Origin of the sequence: Proteus sp. HMSC14B05 (genome assembly GCF_001808035.1) — a bacterium.
Lineage (GTDB): Bacteria > Pseudomonadota > Gammaproteobacteria > Enterobacterales > Enterobacteriaceae > Proteus > Proteus mirabilis.
Genome location: NZ_KV792002.1, coordinates 41,417 through 58,882, shown reverse-complemented (window position 1 = coordinate 58,882; position 17,466 = coordinate 41,417). Strand labels below are relative to the sequence as shown.

Genomic DNA, 17,466 nt, shown 5'->3' with positions numbered 1-17,466 from the left:
TATAAAATCTTTAATATTTGACATTATTTCAGATATACTTGTAGAAAAATAATACAGACACAATAAAAGCTGGGTCTAATTTCTTAACACACAATTGACAGATACGTGGTAACCAAACATGCAATTGAGCTCTCGCCAAATCAGAGTTTTTAAGCTGGCTATACTTTTAAGTACAGGGAAAAAAGTCCCCACGATTAAGATTATTTCTGCTCTTGAATGCTCGGAGCCAACGCTCACCCGTGTTTTAAAAGAAATAAGAGAGTCTTATAGTGCTGAAATTAAGTACAGTAAATCATCCAGATCGTATCAAATGACTGAACGAGGTCAGCTTGATAATAAAACATTACGTCGTATGCGAGAGGCATTATCTTCGAATGAAGAACTACAACATAGTGGCACAACAAGTCGTGTTTATTTAGATAAAGATAAGAAAAAATCAGTATCACTATCTTTAAAAATGTCAGCACTACGGAAAATAGATAAACTTTCGTTTTTAAGAAGTACAACCCGAAGTCAGACGGTTGAGTTTCTTGTTGATAATTATGTAGAACATTTAATTCAAGTTGCTCTCCAAGATAAAAAATAAATAGGGTAATTATATGAAATAACTTGGTATTTAATATCGAGTTATTTCATTGATATTTTTCAATAACCCTGTACGGATAATTGTCATTCCCCCTAATGGTAAAATAATGTTTATACGTTATTTATTTTATTCATTTAATGTGATTGATTAAATCCGTTATGTTTCACATTTTCTAATCTGAATTGTATAACCACTTTTAAATCTTTAGCCGGTTTACCTGATTCGTATCGCCAATGCTTCATCGCCAGTGAAACAGAGGGAGCAAATATCGCTGCAATAGGATCATCTGATATCCTAATATTTTGTACATTACCATTTTTATCCACATCAAACCTAACCTCTACATCGCCTTCAATATTAGCGGTTTTAGCGCCTGTAGGATAATAAGGAAATTGTCGTGATACTATTTTCGGTTTTTCGACAGAAACTACAGTAGCTTCTTTTTGCATATCCAAAGGTATCGTTTTTATTGCATGAGCAACAAACCCACTTAATAAAAGAATACCGCCAAATACCCCCAAAAGAATAAATTTTATTTTCATAATTGTTATCAGAGTAATTTTTAAGACATTAATAATTCTAATGATAATTTGCTAACTTAAAAAGAGTATAGCGATTTTAAAAAAATACTCTATATATTAAAATTCAAGATTACGAATAAAACGATAATCCGCAGACGACTTCTTAAGTCGATAGAGACTAGCAGGGCGTCCCTTCTCAGCACGTTTTTCTCCGGTATCAATTAATAAGTCGGCTTGTTCAATCCGTCGTCTAAAAGATTTTTTCTGGATCTCTTTACCTATCAATATCTCATGCACATGCTGTAATTCAGGCAAAGTAAACACTTCAGGTAACGCAAATCCCGGCACAATAGAATAAAGCGATTTTTGCTTTAATCGCTCTCTCGCTTGCGCAATCAGTTCATTATGATCAAATGCCAGATTTTTCTGTGCTACTTCATCAATAGGTAACCACATCACATGATCCACACTATCAATATGCGCTTTACATGCTTGGTGAGCAATTAACGCCGTGTAACATACAGTAACAGACCAACCTCTTACATCGCGCTGATTATTTCCCACTGAGCAGAGTTGTTCAATGTACGGCGGGATCACCCCTGTTTTCTCTTTTAATTTTCTGAGCACAGTATCTTCTAGGCAGTTGTCTTGTGTTTCATCAACAAAGCCACCAGGTAATCCCCATTTTCCTTTTTCAGGATGATTAGCTCTTTCCACCAAGAGCACTTTTAACTGCCCTTCATGGTAAGTGAATAGTACTGAATCAACAGTAATAAGCGGCGATAGAAAATCACGGCGATTGTAATTTGCTAAAAAATTTTGTTCGTTCATGGTCTGCACTTTATAAAAAGATAATGAGTTTATTTTAATGTTAAACACATGAAAATCAAATTTTGTCATAAAGACACTAAATGACTTGACACCAATAGTGTCCATAAGACAATATATAGTTAATGTCATAAAGACACTAACTGGAGAGGACTATGTTTAACTTAAATTATTTCAAAGCAGACTCATCAACATTTATTATTAAATCGGTCAACGGGAAAGTGCGCCAACAAGGTAAAGGCTTAAGTTTTTGGTATAATTCGGCAACAACATCTATTGCAGCACTGCCGTTAAATGCACAAGAAGCCCCTTTTATCTTTAACTTCCAAACTGCTGATTTTCAGGCACTACGTATTCAAGGACAAATTTCATTCCAAGTCACATCACCTGAAAAAGCTGCTGAAGTCCTCAACTTTAATTTAAGTAAGAATGGCAAATCTTACGCCAGTGAAGATCCCCTAAAGCTCAACGATCGCGTGGTGCGTATTGCTCAAACCCTGATCCAAGCCAAGATCCAAAGCACCCCTTTACGAGAAGCACTACAACTTAGCCAATCCTTGGTTACTTTAGTGATGAAACAACTTACTGAACACCCTTCATTAGAGGCCTTAGGTATTACTATTTTAGATGTTTCTATTGCGGCCATCTCACCCTCTCCCGAAACGCTTAAAGCATTAGAAGCTGAGGCGCGGGAATCCTTACTCAAAGAGGCTGATGATGCAATTTATGCACGTCGTAAATTCTCAGTAGAGCAAGAGCGCACCATTAAAGAAGCTGAATTAGAAACAGACTTATCTATACAGCGTAAACGACAAGAAATTGAAGAAGCTCGTTTAGAAAATGAACGTACCCTATTACGTGAACAAGCCGAAATAGAAAAAGAGCGTCTTGAAGCCAAAGTCAATGCCGAAGCAAAACGTAAAGAATTAGTCGCGTTAAGTGCGGAAAATCAACGCATACAATCTGATGCTGATGCTTATGCTATTGAAGCAACTATGCGAGCTTACCGTGAGTTGCCCGTTGAAAATCTCAAAGCAATGGCTCTAGCAAAAATGGACTCACAACAGTTAATGGCAATGGCATTTGAAACTTTAGCGCTTAATTCAGGAAAAATTGGTGAATTAAATATCACTCCTGATTTATTTAGCCAATTTATGAAAAAAAGAGGATAACCTATGAAAAATAATACCGATTTTCGTTTCATATTAGTGATGCGAAAAAGTCGCTTACAAGAATTAATTGAGCGTTTTAACACTTGGTCACAAGCCAAATTCTATTTAGAACATAACCATGTTGAGGTAACAGATTATCTTAATGAACATAATCTCTATCAAAAACAACTCACAGAAGCTGAGCTTATTTTAAAATCATTTGGGCGTTTTCAGCTCTTGGAAAGAGGATTATTGCCTAGTTATCAATTTTCCTCTCATGATATTGTAGTGGTAATAGGTCAAGATGGCCTCGTCGCTAATACTCTGAAATATCTTAATCAACAACCCGTTATTGCTATCAATCCAGATCCTTCAAGATGGGATGGTAAGCTCTTGCCCTTTGAAATAGGGCAATTGAAAGAGATTATAATTAATACAATAAATCACAAAATGCCTTTTAATTCGGTCACTTTTGCACAAGCAAAAACCAATGATGGTCAATCACTGTTAGCGGTTAATGACTTATTTATTGGCCCTAAAAGCCACACTTCCGCACGTTATATCTTACAATGGGGAGACTCTCAAGAAGTGCAATCCTCATCAGGCATTATTGTATCAACGGGACTTGGCTCTACAGGGTGGTTTCAATCTATTCTTGCTGGAGCCATGGCCATCACCGGAAAAGCATCACACCCTCTTTTACAAGGGTTTAGCTGGAGTGATAAAAAATTACAATTTAGTGTAAGAGAGCCATTTCCTAGTAGAACAACAGGCACCGCTTTAACTTTTGGCACGATTGAGCCGGACTCTCCATTGCAATTAGGATCTTTAATGCCCGAAAATGGTGTTATTTTCTCAGACGGCATTGAAGAGGATTATTTACATTTTAATGCTGGCTGTATTGTGCAAATCAATATCGCAGATAGACAAGGGCAACTCATCGCCCCTAAGGGGCGTCAGCCTATTTAATGATGATTATTTAGCACTGTTTCTAGCCCTGAAATCATCACATCAAGCACAAAAAGGAATGCAGCTTCACCATTATCACTATCCATAATATCAATAGCTTGCGTTAATAGTGGTGGGTAGTTTATCTCTATTTTTGGCACTTTTTCTCGCTCTTTTTGGCTCTCTTGATGTTCTTGGGTTTCAAGCACTGAACCAAGTGTAAAATGCGCGATGGAACTTAATGCATAAACAGCTTGCGTTAACGTAAAGCCAGCATCGCACAAAAATTGCAATTGTTGCTCTGATGTCTCAAATTGATTGGCTGATGGTCGTGTGCCTGCATGGATCTTTCCACCATCACGATACATTAATAGCGCCTGACGAAAACTTTTTGCGTTATTACGCAAAAAATCCTGCCAACTTTCATTCGCTAATGGCAAAACATGATGATGATGCTTTTGTAAAATAGTCTCAGCTAAAGCATCTAATAACGCACGTTTATTCTTTACATGCCAATAAAGTGTCGGTTGCTCTACCCCTAATTTTTGCGCCAACTTACGTGTTGTTAACCCTTCCATACCGACTTCATTTAATAAAATCAATGCGTTATCAATAACCTGTTCTTTATCTAATTTTGCCATTTGTGTCCTCATAATAAAATATTCTTGACAATCTATCACTGATAGAGATATTTTTCACCTCTCTATCAGTGATAGATTTTTAGGATATTTATGAATAAATCAATTATTATCATACTGCTTGTCACAGTATTAGATGCCATTGGTATTGGCCTTATCATGCCAGTACTACCAACACTATTAAACGAGTTTGTGAGCGAAAACAGACTCGCCAATCATTACGGTATATTATTAGCACTCTATGCGACGATGCAGGTGATCTTCGCACCTATTTTAGGAAAATTATCAGATAAATATGGCAGAAAACCTATTTTATTATTTTCGCTATTGGGTGCGGCATTAGATTACCTATTAATGGCTTGCTCTACCTCATTATGGATGCTCTACATTGGACGCATTATTGCGGGTATAACAGGAGCCACTGGTGCAGTATGCGCATCAGCAATGACTGATGTTACTCATCCTCATGAAAGAACACGCTATTTCGGTTTTTTGGGTGGTGCATTTGGTGTGGGTTTAATTATTGGCCCCATGTTAGGGGGATTACTGGGTGAGATCAGCGCCCATACGCCATTTATCTTTGCGGCTATTTCTCATTCGTTATTATTTATATTTTCATTACTTTGTTTCCAAGAAACTCAAACCACAAAAATATCGACTGAAATATCCGTATTAAATCAGGAAACAGCGCCTCACTCTGCCACTGGTTTTATTAAAAAGAGTCTCTGTTTTTGGCTTATTGCCTATTTTATTATTCAACTAATAGGGCAAATTCCGGCCACCATTTGGGTGCTATTCACACAAGTGCGTTTCGCTTGGCACACTACTGAAGTAGGTTTATCTCTTGCATTTCTTGGTGTATTACATATTTTTTTTCAAGCGGTTCTCGCAGGAAAACTGGCGCAAAAATGGGGAGAACGCAACACGGTTATCATTAGCATGTCAATTGATGCATTTGGTTGCTTATTATTAGCCTGGATAAGCCATGTTTGGGTTATGCTCCCCGCTTTAATCTGTTTAGCTGCGGGAGGAATGGGACAACCTGCTTTACAAGGATATTTATCAAAATCTGTTGATCATCATGTTCAAGGACAGTTACAAGGAACGTTAGTCAGTCTAACGAATATAACTGGGATTGTTGGCCCGTTACTCTTCTCTTTTATTTATAGTTACAGCGTTGAATATTGGGATGGCTTATTGTGGTTTATTGGTGCAATGCTTTACAGTGGGTTACTTGTAGCCAGTTATTTTAAACAGAAATCACCAATATTAAAAAAATTTCCCTCATAACATACTTGTCATTAAACAGGTTGAAGATCAAGACTGGCTTCCTTGCAGACTTGATCTTCATTTATCGTGATAAACGTTCCTTGTCTCCACGTCACGCAGTCTCGATACTCATCTTGAGCAACCCAATTTACGCTACTTGCAATCCATACCAATCAATAGCGCTATTGGATATCACTTAATTCCCTATGATGCGAAACCACACAAATATCATAAAATACAAATATAACGCTCAACTTATTGATTATTGATAATTAATCATTGGTCACTTAGTTTTTCTTCCGTGAAAATAGCTCATTTCCTTTTTTCCTTAGCCAAATTTCGACAAGTTGATAACCGGCGATCCCCAGGGCAGAGCCGATCCCCATAACCGCAATAGGATGAATACCCGGCCATAAAATCAACAGAGCACCTGCCACAACAGAAACCGCTGATCCTAGGATGATCCTGCCAATAAATAGTCGTAATGTGATAACTTCATTAGCAACTAGCATCTTCCCTAATGCAATAAAAGCGCCAACAACTACCAATGATACTAGTGTGTGATCATATTCATCCATGAATATACCTCGCATTCGCTTACAGTATTTAGCCGTAAAAAGAACCCTCACCTCCTAGTATCAATCAGATAATCTGTATGGAATATGCAAGATCCTTTTGCTCAAGGATAAATACAACGTCCTTTTGTACTATCCTTGCCCACTTCCTTGTTAATTTGTAATAGGTTATCCATTACCTATTTTTCTCCTCATATTAGTCATTACAACAAATTAGATAATATTTAAATTCAATATGTTGTATCTCCACATGTAGGTTTAACGTGAAATCATTATCTATAAATTTTGTATTTTATACTAGTAACTTTGTTCGGTTATTGTCGGTTAATGGTGTTTAACCGAGGTTAACCGAATTATTTTTAGTTAAATAAACAAATAAACTTGTTTTTCATGATGAAAATCATTAACAACAAATTAAAATACAAAAAAACAATAATATTACTGGTGATTGTACAAACTTAGGCTAATATAGAAGGTGGTGATAGATTGATAATAAAGAGAAAATACCATGCGTGTTTTAACAATTTACTGTCCTGAATGTGGTGAAAAAGCGATGATAAAGAAAAGTAATCGCAAGCATAAAGAGTTAACAGATCTTTACTGTGCCTGCCGTGATCCGCTTTGTGGGCATACCTTTGTGCTAAATCTTACCTTTAGTCATACTCTAAGTCCCAGCGCCAAAAAACAAGATGCCCTTTTATTAGCAATGATAAAAAATCTCTCGCCACAGCAACGAGAAAAAGCCTTAACCTTGTTACAAGAGATATAACCCTTTTTTACTTACTCTATTTTGCCTTGATTTTATGATCCTGCTCCCATTCTGGCAGGTAAATAAGTTAACTGGTTCTTATATAACCATAAATGATGTAGATTTAATTTAATCCAACAGAAACATTCTTATATCGCTTATTAAAGCAACATAGCAATTCAACAACCACAGAACGCGGTTTTGATTAAAAAAGCCATAAAATGAGTCATTCCTTTAATCAGAATTTGTCGAAATCTTATGTAACAGCATTCTGTTACATAAAATTTCAATACAAGTTTCAAATGGAGTATATAGATGAAAAAGCTTATTAATCGTGTTGATGATGTTTTATCAGAACAACTGCAAGGTTTTGCTAAAGCCCACCCTGAAATCAATCTCCATCCCTCTTCTTTTTATGTCACCCGTCATGATGCCCCCGTAAAAGGTAAAGTAGCCCTTTTATCTGGAGGTGGCAGTGGACATGAGCCAATGCATGCCGGTTTTGTTGGAAAAGGCATGCTTGATGGGGCATGTCCTGGTGAGATCTTTACCTCACCAACCCCAGATAAAATGTACGATTGCGCAAAAGCAATTGATAGCGGTGAAGGTGTATTAATGATCGTTAAAAACTACACCGGTGACGTACTCAATTTTGAAACTGCGACAGAGCTACTACATGATGAAGGTGTAAAAATTGCTACAGTATTAGTTGATGATGATGTTGCGGTTAAAGATAGTCTGTATACCGCCGGTCGTCGTGGTGTAGCGAATACCGTATTAATGGAAAAATTGCTAGGTGCGGCGGCTGAGCGTGGCGATACACTCGATGATTTGGTTAAGCTAGGTCATCAAATTAATAATAATGGTTTTTCTATTGGTATTGCACTACAGGCTTGCACCGTACCTGCTGCAGGAAAACCCTCTTTTACTCTCCCTGAAAATGAAATGGAATTTGGCGTTGGGATCCACGGAGAGCCAGGAATAGACCGTCGCCCATTTACTTCATTAAATGATACCGTTGATGCAATGTTTAATACTCTAATTGAAAATGGTCACTATCAGCGCACCATTCGCAGTTGGGATCGAGTCAATGGTGATTGGATTGAAGAGACACAAGAAAAACAGCCACTAAAATCAGGTGATCGTGTTATAGCCCTAGTCAATAATCTTGGCGCCACTCCCCTTTCTGAATTATATGGTGTTTATCATCGCCTTGCCCTGTGCTGTGAAAACTTTGGTCTTAACATCGAACGTTCGTTAATTGGCTCTTATTGTACCTCGCTCGATATGTCGGGGATCTCAATTACCTTATTAAAAGTAGATGACGCGCTACTTACTTTGTGGGATGCACCCGTTGCTACACCTGCGATGACAAAATAAGTTTTCCTATAACGATAACTAAGGATCAGAAAATGGTATTAACTCATCATCAAATTATTCTTTGGCTACAACAATGCGCTCAACTTTTTGAACAAAACAGTGACTATCTCACCGATCTTGACCGTGAAATTGGCGATGCTGACCACGGCTTAAATATGAATAGAGGCTTCAAAAAGGTAGCGGAGAAATTACCTGAATTTGCCGATAAAGATATTGGTTTTATCCTTAAAAATACCGGTATGACATTACTGTCTAATATTGGTGGTGCCAGCGGTCCTCTTTTTGGCACCTTCTTTATTCGTGCCGCTAAGCCCACCGCATCATTACAAAGTCTCGATGTAAATCAACTTTATGAAATGACTAAAGAAGGTGTTGATGGCATTGTCAGTCGCGGTAAAGCACAACCAAATGATAAAACTATGTGTGATGTTTGGTGGCCTGTGGTTGATAGTTTAAAGCATGCGAATGACCAAAGTTTATCTATAGAAGATGCTATTGATAATGCACTGAAAGTTGCAGAAAAAGCGGCGGAGGAAACTATTCCTATGCAAGCGAAAAAAGGCCGTGCCAGTTATCTTGGTGAGCGCAGTATAGGACATAAAGATCCCGGCAGTGCCTCTGTGGTATTGATCCTCCAAGCGCTGTCTAATGCTATCCACGCATAATCATTCACAATATAATCAAGAGAGGTCTGCCATGATTAATATCGTGATTGTTTCTCATAGTAAACATCTTGCTGAGGGTATTGAGGCGTTGGCGAATCAAATGCTTAACCCAACGCATTGCCGACTAGCCATTGCCGCAGGTGTTGATGATGAAGCGCACCCTATTGGTACTGACGCTGTTAAAATTATGACGGCGATTGAATCGATCGCCGAAGCTGATGCCATTATTGTTATGATGGATTTAGGTAGTGCCATACTCAGTACAGAGACAGCAATTGAACTGCTTGATACAGAATTAGCGCAAAAAGTGACACTATGCTCAGCTCCGCTGGTAGAAGGAACATTAGCCGCTGTTGTCGCAGCGTCATCCGGAGCTAGCTTAGAAAAGGTTCTCGAAGAAGCCAACCATGCACTAACCCCTAAAAAGATGCAATTGGGTGAAAACATGGGTGGCTCAGAGCCAAATGATGTCACGCCTTCTATTCAAATGCACGGCAAAGAAGCTCATTGGGTGGTAAAAAATCCTCATGGTTTACACGTTAGACCTGCAGCGACACTGGTTGAGCTACTGTCAAAATTTCGTGCTGACTATCAATTAATTAAGGGAGATAGACGCATTAATCCCCTTAGTTTAAATCAACTTTCTCTTATTCAAATTCGCCAAGGTGATGAAATAACCTTAATTGCTTCAGGGGAACAAGAAAATGAGGCTATTGATGCCTTTTTAGCACTGGCTAAACAAGGTTTTGGCGAAGCATTACCGGATGAACTCACGGAGCAAAGTTTAACTGGTACTCTCGTACCCGCTTCCCCCATCAAGGGACCAGCTTTTATTTGGCATGAGCTAGAATTAGCTCCTATTGAAAATTTATCTGCACCACTCGATAGCACAATACAAATTGAGCAATTTAATCAAGCGATAAAAGATACACTCAATGATTTGAAGCACTATGCTGAAAAAGCCAATCACACATTAGGTGAACAAATAGGCGCTATTTTTAACGGCCATATCATGATGCTGGATGATGAAGAATTACTCACCAATGTTATCGATCGTATTAAAACAGATAACGTTAGCGCTCAGCAGAGTTGGACGAATGAAATGAAAGAACGTATCCAACTCTACCGTACTCTCAGTGATCCTTATTTGAGAGCACGGGAGTTAGATCTTCGTGATCTGCGCAATCAAGTTCTTTACCATTTACAACAGAAAACGCCTCCTAAATTTACCCCATCACAACCCTCTATTTTAGTGGCTAAAGAGTTATTCCCCTCGACATTAATTCAGTTTGATGCAACTCAATTATTAGCCATTACCTTAGCTGAAGGGGATAGTTGTTCTCACAGTGCCATTATCGCCACGCAGATGGGGCTACCTATGTTAGTTCATTTAGGTGATGGATTATTAAAAATAAAAGAAGCACAAGAATTAACCCTTGATCTCAAGAGTAGTGAATTAATTATTGGCTCAATAAATTAATATGCTAATGCAATAAGCGCCAAATGGCGCTTATTGATAACTATCAAACCTTAGGTTTATAACTCTCTTTATCCAGTTCATGCTTTTTCATGCGTAAATAGAGTTTTTTACGTGGGATACCTAAATAATCAGCCACATCGCTCACACGGCCAGCAAATAAATAGAGTGCATCTTCAATTAAGCGACGCTCATAATCATCAACTAAGTTATCTAAAGGCCCTTCAGGGGGGATAATGGCACGATGTTGCTCACTATCAACCATTTTCACAATACCAACAGCATAGAGTTCAGCGACATTCCGTAGCTCACGAATGTTTCCAGGCCAATCATAACGTTTTAATATATCGAGATAATTACGATCAATTTTTGGTACGGCGATCCCAAGCCGCTGAGCACTTTGCCGTAAAAAGGCTCTAAATAGAGGAATAATATCTGGGCGTCTTGCGCTTAATGGTGGCAAAGAAAAAGTTATTTGCGAAAAGTAGTAATAGAACTCAGGTATCAATCGCCCTTCAGTGACCAATTGCTGGGTATTATTTTCTAAAATCGCGATCGTTCTAAATTGACGCTTACCCTGCCTTTCCATATCTAATAGGTAAGCACTTAACCAACGTTGTGCACCAGAAGGTAAATCATAAGGGGAGCGTAAAATAAGTGTGCCGACTTCCTCTTGCTCTATTTGAGCAATCAGTGGCTTAATATCTACTAAATTTTGACAATCTACCGTAGTCACCGCTTTATCGCTGTGAGGACTTAATTCATGTAATAACTGAGCGAGTAGATGTCGCCCTGTCCCCATCTCACCTTCAATCATTAAGTCTTTATCAATATCAGCAATTTGCTGTACTTGCTGTCTAATGGCGGTAATTTGTGCACTATCGCCAACTAAACGCTCTTGAGTCGTGGTGATCATCGTTTTTCTAAGTGAAAGAAGTGATTTTCGCTCTTTATGCGCTTTAGCAACTAACTCTAAAAATAGCGGTGGATTAATGGGCTTTTCAATAAAATCATAAGCGCCTTTTTTAACGGCCTCTACAGCAAGGGGTATATCACCGTGGCCGGTGATCATAATCACCGGAATACGAGGATCAATTTGTTGAATACGCGCTAAGACTTCCATGCCATTCATCGCAGGCATGTAAATATCTAACACTACCGCACCTTCATATTCTGGTGTCAGCAGACTCAATGCTTTTTCTGGCGAATCAGTCACTCTGGCAACCATTCCGGCAAGATTAAGCAAATGACGATAAGATTCGAGAATATCCTCATCATCATCAATTAATAGTATATCAATATCAGACAGCAGTGACTGTGTCATGAGTAAACTCCAAAACAACCATCGCACCGCCATTTAATGCCGATGCTAAATAAATTTCATAACCAAACCGTTGCATAATAGAACGGCAAATCGATAGCCCTAACCCTAGCCCAACATCTTTGGTGGTGGTAAAAGGGGTGAATAATTTTGGTAAAACATCAGCATTAAATCCTTTGCCACTATCGGTAATGCCTACTCGTTGATATTTAGCTTCATCCGATAATAGGTCGACGCTGATCTGACTTTCGCCCATTCCCGCGACCGCATCCATTGCATTAACAAACAGGTTAACTAAGACCTGCTCTATTTGTGTTGGATCGGCACAAATATTCAGTTCACTGGGGATATTATTGATAATGGTGCACTGCTCTCGTTTAGAGCGCGATTCCACTAATACCATGGCACTTTCCACCAGCCCCTGTAACGGCGCTGAAACATAACTGACTTCAGATGAGGATTTTTTAGAAAAATTACGTAATGCTGTAATGATCCTATTCATACGAGCACATAATTTTTCAATACGCTCAATGGGATCAGGGAGTTGGTCATATTTCTCCATCTGTAGTGTTAATTTAACGCTATATAAGTAGGTATTAATGGCTGAAAGCGGTTGATTTAATTCATGAGCAAGACTGGTCATTGCCTGTCCTACTACTGCCATTTTGGCCGCTTGCACTAACTCTTCTTGTGTCTGAATTAAGTGTTTTTGTGCTTGTTCACGACGCACAATCTCTTCATTTAATTGTTGGTTCTTTTCTTGTAAATCTTGGGTTTTTAATGCCACAAGATGTTTTAATTCTAATCGACTTAATTCTTGGCGAGTAATATCCGTGATCGTCACAATATATTTATGCTCGTCTTTATGAGGATATTCGCGAATATTAAATTGCAGAAAATGAGGCTTTCCTTGTTTTACCATGCTCACAATAGACTCACTTTGCCCAAACAAATAAAGCGGACTTGTGGGACTAAACTGCGCTCTTAATATCGTATTGGCTTCACCACTAAATAATAACCATAATGGTTTATTGCTCTGTTCATGACCAATACCTAATAAAGTAGCAGCACTGGGATTGACGGTTTCCATACGTCCATCATGATGACAAGTAATTAAACTGGCATCGGTATTATTAATCAAATTCAGGGCATTCGTGGCTTCAACTTCTTTCATTTGACGCCAAAAGCGTCGCAAACGGCGACTTAATAATCCAATTTCATCTTGCCCTTCAATTAATACAGGCTCTGTTAAATGACCTTTAGCAACATGGGCAAGATCATCACTCAACTTATTTAATCTAGCAATCAGTCGCCTATCTATTAAGATTTTCATGACAATAATGCTGAGCAATAGTGAAGCAACGACAATTAAGATAATGACAATTTTTCCCGTTGCCATCAGTTGTCGCGTATTATCATTGAGCTTATTCAATGCTTCACTGGTGGCAAGCACATTACTTCTTACTGCATTATCAAACTGAGATAATTTTTCATTTAATTTAGGGGTAAGTGCTTTAAGTTTTTTTTCGGTTTCGACATCATCAATCAATGTTTGATAGATATCACCGTCAAAACGAGTGATCGCAATAATTTCTTGCAATACTTGGCGATGAGCAATGGTAGAAGGATAGCTTTTTAATTTCTGATTTAAAACGATAATTTCATCAATTTTGACACTTATATAGTGAAATGCGACATCAATATCACGGCTATAGCGTTGATGTGCAATTTCTTCCACTAAGCTAATTAATTCATTTTCTGTAGTGAATAACTCTTGAAGTAACGTTGATTCTAAAAGCAGTTGTAAGCTATTTTCCTGTACATTTTTTTCATTAAGCATTTGGCTGACATGCCACTCAATTTCATTAAGTAGAGGCTTAATATCTTCACCTACCGCATCATGCATCCAAGCCAATTGACCTAAAAGCTGTGCTAACCTATTTTCGAGTTCACGACGTTTATCTAATAAAATATCTTGCTGCTCAATTAAGTTTGATAAGTCATCCACTAATTGATTATAAAAAGTGCGTTGTGATTGTTGCTCAATCGGAAACTCGCGCAGATTATCTAATAGTTGATAAATCTGCTGTTTTTGTTGTTCTGAAACTGATTTACGTTGTGTTTGTTCACGCTCTTTTAATAGCATCTGTAAATTAGTGCTGTAACGCTCCATATTATAGCTGGTGGTTAACATAGGTAAGGAGTCACCAACAGACGCATTGATTTGAGTGGCTAATTTTCCCCACATAAAAAATATCACCCCACCAATCAATAAAGTGAGTAACGAACTAAAGATAAACGCCAAATAAAGGCGTCTACCGAGTTTGCCCGATTGCTTAGGCATTAATATCTGCATCCATCATACCTTTCAAAAAAACAGTATTTTCAACTGTATATCTGAACCACAAGGCGGTTAGGGAGATTTAGTTTCTTTCAATAAAACTAATGCTTGTTCAAGTTTTTCCGCTTCTAATGTACGCCATTGGTACAATACGGCTAACGCTTGATCTGAATATTCCCGCTGATCGGCTTCTTTCATAAATAAGGCTTGTAATGTCGGTGAATTAGCTTCTTTTTCGCTAATTAGTACTGAACTGGCTATTTTTCGGGCTTGATTGGTTGCTGCGATCCGTTCTGGTGATCGATTTTGTTGTTTTTCTGCCTCGTGGATCTCATTCCAAACTTGGCGCATTAATGGAAAATTATGGGTGATCATTTGATCAAAAAGAACATTGACCACTTCGCTACGGCGATAAGCTTCATTACTGTTTAAAATAAACTCAGTATTATTAGCAAGCTCATCATTATTACGTAAAATTTCTTTGCTGAGGGGGATCTTCGCCATATCACTTTTATAGATAATCTCTTGTCCTTCATCCGATAAAAGAAAGGCGATAAATTTGGCCGCAGTATCTCTTTTACTGCTTTCAGCCACAATAGCGACATAAGCAGGTAAAATAATTGATTTATCAAAATAACTAAAATCAACAAAATCAAAGCGTTTTTGGTGGTTAAAAGCGTAATTATCAATAATAGGCCCCGCCCCTACAATACCTCTGGCAATAGCGTCACTCACTCGTGAACTACGTGCCGATATCGAAGAAAGGTTACCACTGGTTTCTAGTAAAATTTGCCATCCGCGCTCCCAACCATACTCTTGCAGCACATTTTCAACCATCAGTTGCATCGTGCCAGAGTTGGCTGGTGTCGTCATAGTTAAGTGCCCTTGGTAAATCGGATCACTTAAATCAATCCAACTTTTAGGTGCCGGAATACCTAACTTTTGCAAGTATTGTCTGTTACTCATGATCCCAATACCTGAATAACCCACCGTGGTTATTTTGTCATTTAAGATATCACTATGACGAGTTAGCCATTTTGGTGTTTCATAGTTAATCGGTAAGCGCGCGAGTAGTCCTTCTCTATCTAAATGATGAAAAAAATTAGCCGAAGAGGACATCACTATATCAACAGGTTGCGTAGGATACTGCTTCATCATCCGTGTAGCGATCGCAACACGCCGATAAACCACTTGTACCTTAGTTTCAGGATAACGAGCACTAAAAGCTTCGGTAAGTGGTCGCATAGGTGTATCTGAAAGTGTCGTCAGTATAACCAATGGCTGCTCATCACTTTTTGCTGGAGTGATAAACAGCCAACTAAATAATAGTATGAGGCTAAAGATTATTTTTATTCTCATGACATACCCCTGATTTTGTGTTGAATAAACCTAAAAATGTGTTGAGCATCAAATTTCTGATATTTAGCAATATTTATTATTTTCAGTGAATGAGTCCTTAATGACCCATTTTCGATGATGATACGACGATATATTCACTCATTTTTAGTCCAACACCTAATAGCAATGTTACAAATTTGACTCACCGATTCAGCAGAATGTGTCAGCTCTGACTCAAATTAGCGCTTTTGCCCTCTGATGGCCTAAATGAATAGCATCTGCCCTGAAAAACAAAATCAGCTTCAGGCATGAATAATATTCGGAGTCATCTCTATGTTAAGTTTCTTTAAAACCAGAAAGGATCTGCCGCTAATCGAAGCGTCCAATGAAAAGATCCGCTCAATATATAAAAAATATCAGTGGCAGGTTTTTCTTGGGCTAGTACTAGGCTATGCCATGTTCTATGTGGTACGTATGGCACTTGGTGTCGTTAAAAAGCCGATGCTAGATGCCGGTATTGTGACCACTGCAGAACTGGGTTTAATGGGGTCGGCGTTCTTCTTTACCTATGCCTTTGGTAAGTTTTCCAATGGCTTCTTGTCGGATTATGCCAATATTGGCCGCTTTATGTCCATCTCGCTGATTGCGTCCTCTTTTGTTTGTATCTTTATGGGAATGTCGACTGCGAGCCTATTCTTCATCTTATTGTGGGGAATTAATGGTTGGTTCCAATCGGTAGGATCTGCCCCTTCTTGTGTGTCTATTTTCCAATGGTTTTCTCCGAAACAGCGCGGTACAGTCTATTCTATCTGGGGTGGCTCACGTAATATCGGTGAAGCAATCACTTGGATATTAACTGCGACCATAGTGAGTTTCTTTGGCTGGCGTGCCGGTTTTATCGGTGCAGGTATCGCAGGTATTGCAGCAGGTATCATCTTACTGATGATCTTAAAAGATCGTCCTCGTACTTATGGTCTACCTGATCCTGCCAGTGCATATGGTGAAGAGTCAGAAGCCGTTAAATCAAGTGATCCAAAAGAAACTCGCCGTGCTCAATTATTTGTCCTAAAACAACCTACCGTATGGATCATCGCTGCAGCTTGCGCTGCCATGTATATTTCACGCTACGCAATCAGTTCATGGGCGGTGCTTTATCTGCAAGGCTCAAAAGGCTATTCACTGATTGATGCTGGCTTTGCTATGTCAACTTACCCTATTGCCGGCTTCTTTGGTGCCATCTTAGCTGGTATGGCATCTGACAAACTATTTAATGCTAATCGTCATATCCCAACTCTTATTTATGGTATCGCCAATATTGCCGGTTTCGCCCTCATGTTCTGGGGTCCACAAAGCCGTGTTATGGATGCCATTGCATTAAGTATGATTGGCTTTGCCATGGGCGGACTGGTGGTGTTCTTAGCGGGCTTAACGGCTTGCGATCTGATGCCAAAAAACGCAGTAGGTGCAGTAAAAGGCTTTATCGGACTTTTTGCTTATATTGCCGCATCTGCTCAAGAGCTTGTTTCTGCCTCGCTGATCAAAGTCACGCAAGTCGGTGATATCACTCACTATGATTTCACAACGGTACAGTATTTCTGGATTGGTTCTGCCATCGTGTCCATGATCTTAGCTACGCTGGTCTGGAATGCGAAAAAAGTCACCATGGATTAATAAATTAAG

General features: G+C 38.7%; 16 protein-coding genes. 9 read left to right on the top strand and 7 right to left on the bottom strand.

Annotated features, from left to right (window positions below; translation table 11 throughout):
• Nucleotides 1–118 precede the first annotated feature (118 nt).
• Nucleotides 119–586: a hypothetical protein gene (locus HMPREF3129_RS16360; RefSeq protein WP_004245615.1), complete on the top strand. Its 468-nt coding sequence runs from the start codon at nucleotides 119–121 to the stop codon at nucleotides 584–586.
• A gap of 134 nt (nucleotides 587–720) precedes the next feature.
• Here HMPREF3129_RS16360 and HMPREF3129_RS16355 read toward each other — a convergent pair whose 3' ends face one another.
• Together HMPREF3129_RS16355 and HMPREF3129_RS16350 are read right to left on the bottom strand one after the other, a co-directional pair.
• The gene (locus HMPREF3129_RS16355; protein WP_004249439.1) at nucleotides 721–1,128 is read right to left on the bottom strand and encodes a TonB family protein; all 408 of its coding nucleotides are present in this window, start codon (nucleotides 1,126–1,128) and stop codon (nucleotides 721–723) included.
• A 96-nt stretch (nucleotides 1,129–1,224) separates the two neighbouring features.
• The gene (locus tag HMPREF3129_RS16350; RefSeq protein ID WP_012368340.1) at nucleotides 1,225–1,938 is read right to left on the bottom strand and encodes an NUDIX hydrolase; all 714 of its coding nucleotides are present in this window, start codon (nucleotides 1,936–1,938) and stop codon (nucleotides 1,225–1,227) included.
• Nucleotides 1,939–2,090: 152 nt separating this feature from the next.
• On the opposite strand from HMPREF3129_RS16350, the gene HMPREF3129_RS16345 reads away from it, so the two are divergent.
• Both HMPREF3129_RS16345 and HMPREF3129_RS16340 read left to right on the top strand, forming a co-directional pair.
• Entirely contained in the window at nucleotides 2,091–3,107 is a 1,017-nt protein-coding gene (locus HMPREF3129_RS16345) for an SPFH domain-containing protein (RefSeq protein WP_004245618.1), read from the top strand.
• A 3-nt stretch (nucleotides 3,108–3,110) separates the two neighbouring features.
• A complete protein-coding gene (locus HMPREF3129_RS16340) occupies nucleotides 3,111–4,055 on the top strand; it encodes a diacylglycerol kinase catalytic domain-containing protein (RefSeq protein WP_004245619.1) in 945 nt (314 codons plus the stop codon).
• Here HMPREF3129_RS16340 and tetR(J) read toward each other — a convergent pair.
• Nucleotides 4,052–4,675 carry a tetracycline resistance transcriptional repressor TetR(J) gene (tetR(J), locus tag HMPREF3129_RS16335; protein ID WP_004250195.1) on the bottom strand — a complete coding sequence of 208 codons (624 nt, stop codon included), beginning with the start codon at nucleotides 4,673–4,675 and terminating at the stop codon, nucleotides 4,052–4,054. The genes HMPREF3129_RS16340 and tetR(J) overlap by 4 nt on opposite strands.
• A 90-nt stretch (nucleotides 4,676–4,765) precedes the next feature.
• Here tetR(J) and tet(J) point away from each other — a divergent pair, with 90 nt between their 5' ends.
• Nucleotides 4,766–5,962: a tetracycline efflux MFS transporter Tet(J) gene (gene tet(J) / locus HMPREF3129_RS16330; RefSeq protein WP_036919017.1), complete on the top strand. Its 1,197-nt coding sequence runs from the start codon at nucleotides 4,766–4,768 to the stop codon at nucleotides 5,960–5,962.
• A gap of 266 nt (nucleotides 5,963–6,228) precedes the next feature.
• Here tet(J) and HMPREF3129_RS16325 read toward each other — a convergent pair whose 3' ends face one another.
• Complete coding sequence (locus HMPREF3129_RS16325; RefSeq protein ID WP_004249433.1) at nucleotides 6,229–6,519, bottom strand: phage holin family protein; 291 nt, start codon at nucleotides 6,517–6,519, stop codon at nucleotides 6,229–6,231.
• A gap of 505 nt (nucleotides 6,520–7,024) precedes the next feature.
• Between HMPREF3129_RS16325 and HMPREF3129_RS16320 the strand changes: the two genes are divergently transcribed.
• From HMPREF3129_RS16320 to dhaM, 4 genes are all read left to right on the top strand, one after another.
• On the top strand, nucleotides 7,025–7,285 hold the full coding sequence (locus tag HMPREF3129_RS16320; protein ID WP_004245624.1) for an Ogr/Delta-like zinc finger protein: 261 nt from the start codon (nucleotides 7,025–7,027) through the stop codon (nucleotides 7,283–7,285).
• Nucleotides 7,286–7,579: 294 nt separating this feature from the next.
• Nucleotides 7,580–8,644 (top strand): dihydroxyacetone kinase subunit DhaK, encoded by a 1,065-nt coding sequence (gene dhaK, locus HMPREF3129_RS16315; protein ID WP_004245625.1) that lies wholly within the window; start codon nucleotides 7,580–7,582, stop codon nucleotides 8,642–8,644.
• Between the two features lie 32 nt (nucleotides 8,645–8,676).
• Nucleotides 8,677–9,309, top strand: a complete 633-nt coding sequence (dhaL, locus tag HMPREF3129_RS16310; RefSeq protein WP_004249430.1) for a dihydroxyacetone kinase subunit DhaL — start codon at nucleotides 8,677–8,679, stop codon at nucleotides 9,307–9,309.
• A gap of 31 nt (nucleotides 9,310–9,340) precedes the next feature.
• The gene (dhaM, locus tag HMPREF3129_RS16305; protein ID WP_036895593.1) at nucleotides 9,341–10,789 is read left to right on the top strand and encodes a dihydroxyacetone kinase phosphoryl donor subunit DhaM; all 1,449 of its coding nucleotides are present in this window, start codon (nucleotides 9,341–9,343) and stop codon (nucleotides 10,787–10,789) included.
• A gap of 43 nt (nucleotides 10,790–10,832) precedes the next feature.
• On the opposite strand, the gene HMPREF3129_RS16300 is transcribed toward dhaM, so the two are convergent.
• From HMPREF3129_RS16300 to HMPREF3129_RS16290, 3 genes are read right to left on the bottom strand one after another with little or no spacing between them, the layout of a single operon-like run.
• Nucleotides 10,833–12,110: a sigma-54-dependent transcriptional regulator gene (locus tag HMPREF3129_RS16300; RefSeq protein ID WP_017827552.1), complete on the bottom strand. Its 1,278-nt coding sequence runs from the start codon at nucleotides 12,108–12,110 to the stop codon at nucleotides 10,833–10,835.
• On the bottom strand, nucleotides 12,088–14,463 hold the full coding sequence (locus HMPREF3129_RS16295; protein ID WP_036919021.1) for an ATP-binding protein: 2,376 nt from the start codon (nucleotides 14,461–14,463) through the stop codon (nucleotides 12,088–12,090). Before HMPREF3129_RS16295 ends, HMPREF3129_RS16300 begins: the two co-directional genes overlap by 23 nt.
• A 57-nt stretch (nucleotides 14,464–14,520) precedes the next feature.
• Nucleotides 14,521–15,807, bottom strand: coding sequence for an ABC transporter substrate-binding protein (locus HMPREF3129_RS16290; protein ID WP_004245630.1), 1,287 nt, complete (start codon nucleotides 15,805–15,807; stop codon nucleotides 14,521–14,523).
• Between the two features lie 312 nt (nucleotides 15,808–16,119).
• Here HMPREF3129_RS16290 and HMPREF3129_RS16285 point away from each other — a divergent pair, with 312 nt between their 5' ends.
• Nucleotides 16,120–17,457 (top strand): MFS transporter, encoded by a 1,338-nt coding sequence (locus tag HMPREF3129_RS16285; protein ID WP_004245631.1) that lies wholly within the window; start codon nucleotides 16,120–16,122, stop codon nucleotides 17,455–17,457.
• Nucleotides 17,458–17,466 lie beyond the last annotated feature (9 nt).

Bases quoted from the DNA above. Each gene is read 5' to 3' on its own strand.
- HMPREF3129_RS16360 (WP_004245615.1), top strand. From the start codon at position 119: ATGCAATTGAGCTCTCGCCAAATCAGAGTTTTTAAGCTGGCTATACTT.
- HMPREF3129_RS16355 (WP_004249439.1), bottom strand. From the start codon at position 1,128: ATGAAAATAAAATTTATTCTTTTGGGGGTATTTGGCGGTATTCTTTTA.
- HMPREF3129_RS16350 (WP_012368340.1), bottom strand. From the start codon at position 1,938: ATGAACGAACAAAATTTTTTAGCAAATTACAATCGCCGTGATTTTCTA.
- HMPREF3129_RS16345 (WP_004245618.1), top strand. From the start codon at position 2,091: ATGTTTAACTTAAATTATTTCAAAGCAGACTCATCAACATTTATTATT.
- HMPREF3129_RS16340 (WP_004245619.1), top strand. From the start codon at position 3,111: ATGAAAAATAATACCGATTTTCGTTTCATATTAGTGATGCGAAAAAGT.
- HMPREF3129_RS16325 (WP_004249433.1), bottom strand. From the start codon at position 6,519: ATGGATGAATATGATCACACACTAGTATCATTGGTAGTTGTTGGCGCT.
- HMPREF3129_RS16320 (WP_004245624.1), top strand. From the start codon at position 7,025: ATGCGTGTTTTAACAATTTACTGTCCTGAATGTGGTGAAAAAGCGATG.
- dhaK (WP_004245625.1), top strand. From the start codon at position 7,580: ATGAAAAAGCTTATTAATCGTGTTGATGATGTTTTATCAGAACAACTG.
- dhaL (WP_004249430.1), top strand. From the start codon at position 8,677: ATGGTATTAACTCATCATCAAATTATTCTTTGGCTACAACAATGCGCT.
- dhaM (WP_036895593.1), top strand. From the start codon at position 9,341: ATGATTAATATCGTGATTGTTTCTCATAGTAAACATCTTGCTGAGGGT.
- HMPREF3129_RS16300 (WP_017827552.1), bottom strand. From the start codon at position 12,110: ATGACACAGTCACTGCTGTCTGATATTGATATACTATTAATTGATGAT.
- HMPREF3129_RS16295 (WP_036919021.1), bottom strand. From the start codon at position 14,463: ATGCAGATATTAATGCCTAAGCAATCGGGCAAACTCGGTAGACGCCTT.
- HMPREF3129_RS16290 (WP_004245630.1), bottom strand. From the start codon at position 15,807: ATGAGAATAAAAATAATCTTTAGCCTCATACTATTATTTAGTTGGCTG.
- HMPREF3129_RS16285 (WP_004245631.1), top strand. From the start codon at position 16,120: ATGTTAAGTTTCTTTAAAACCAGAAAGGATCTGCCGCTAATCGAAGCG.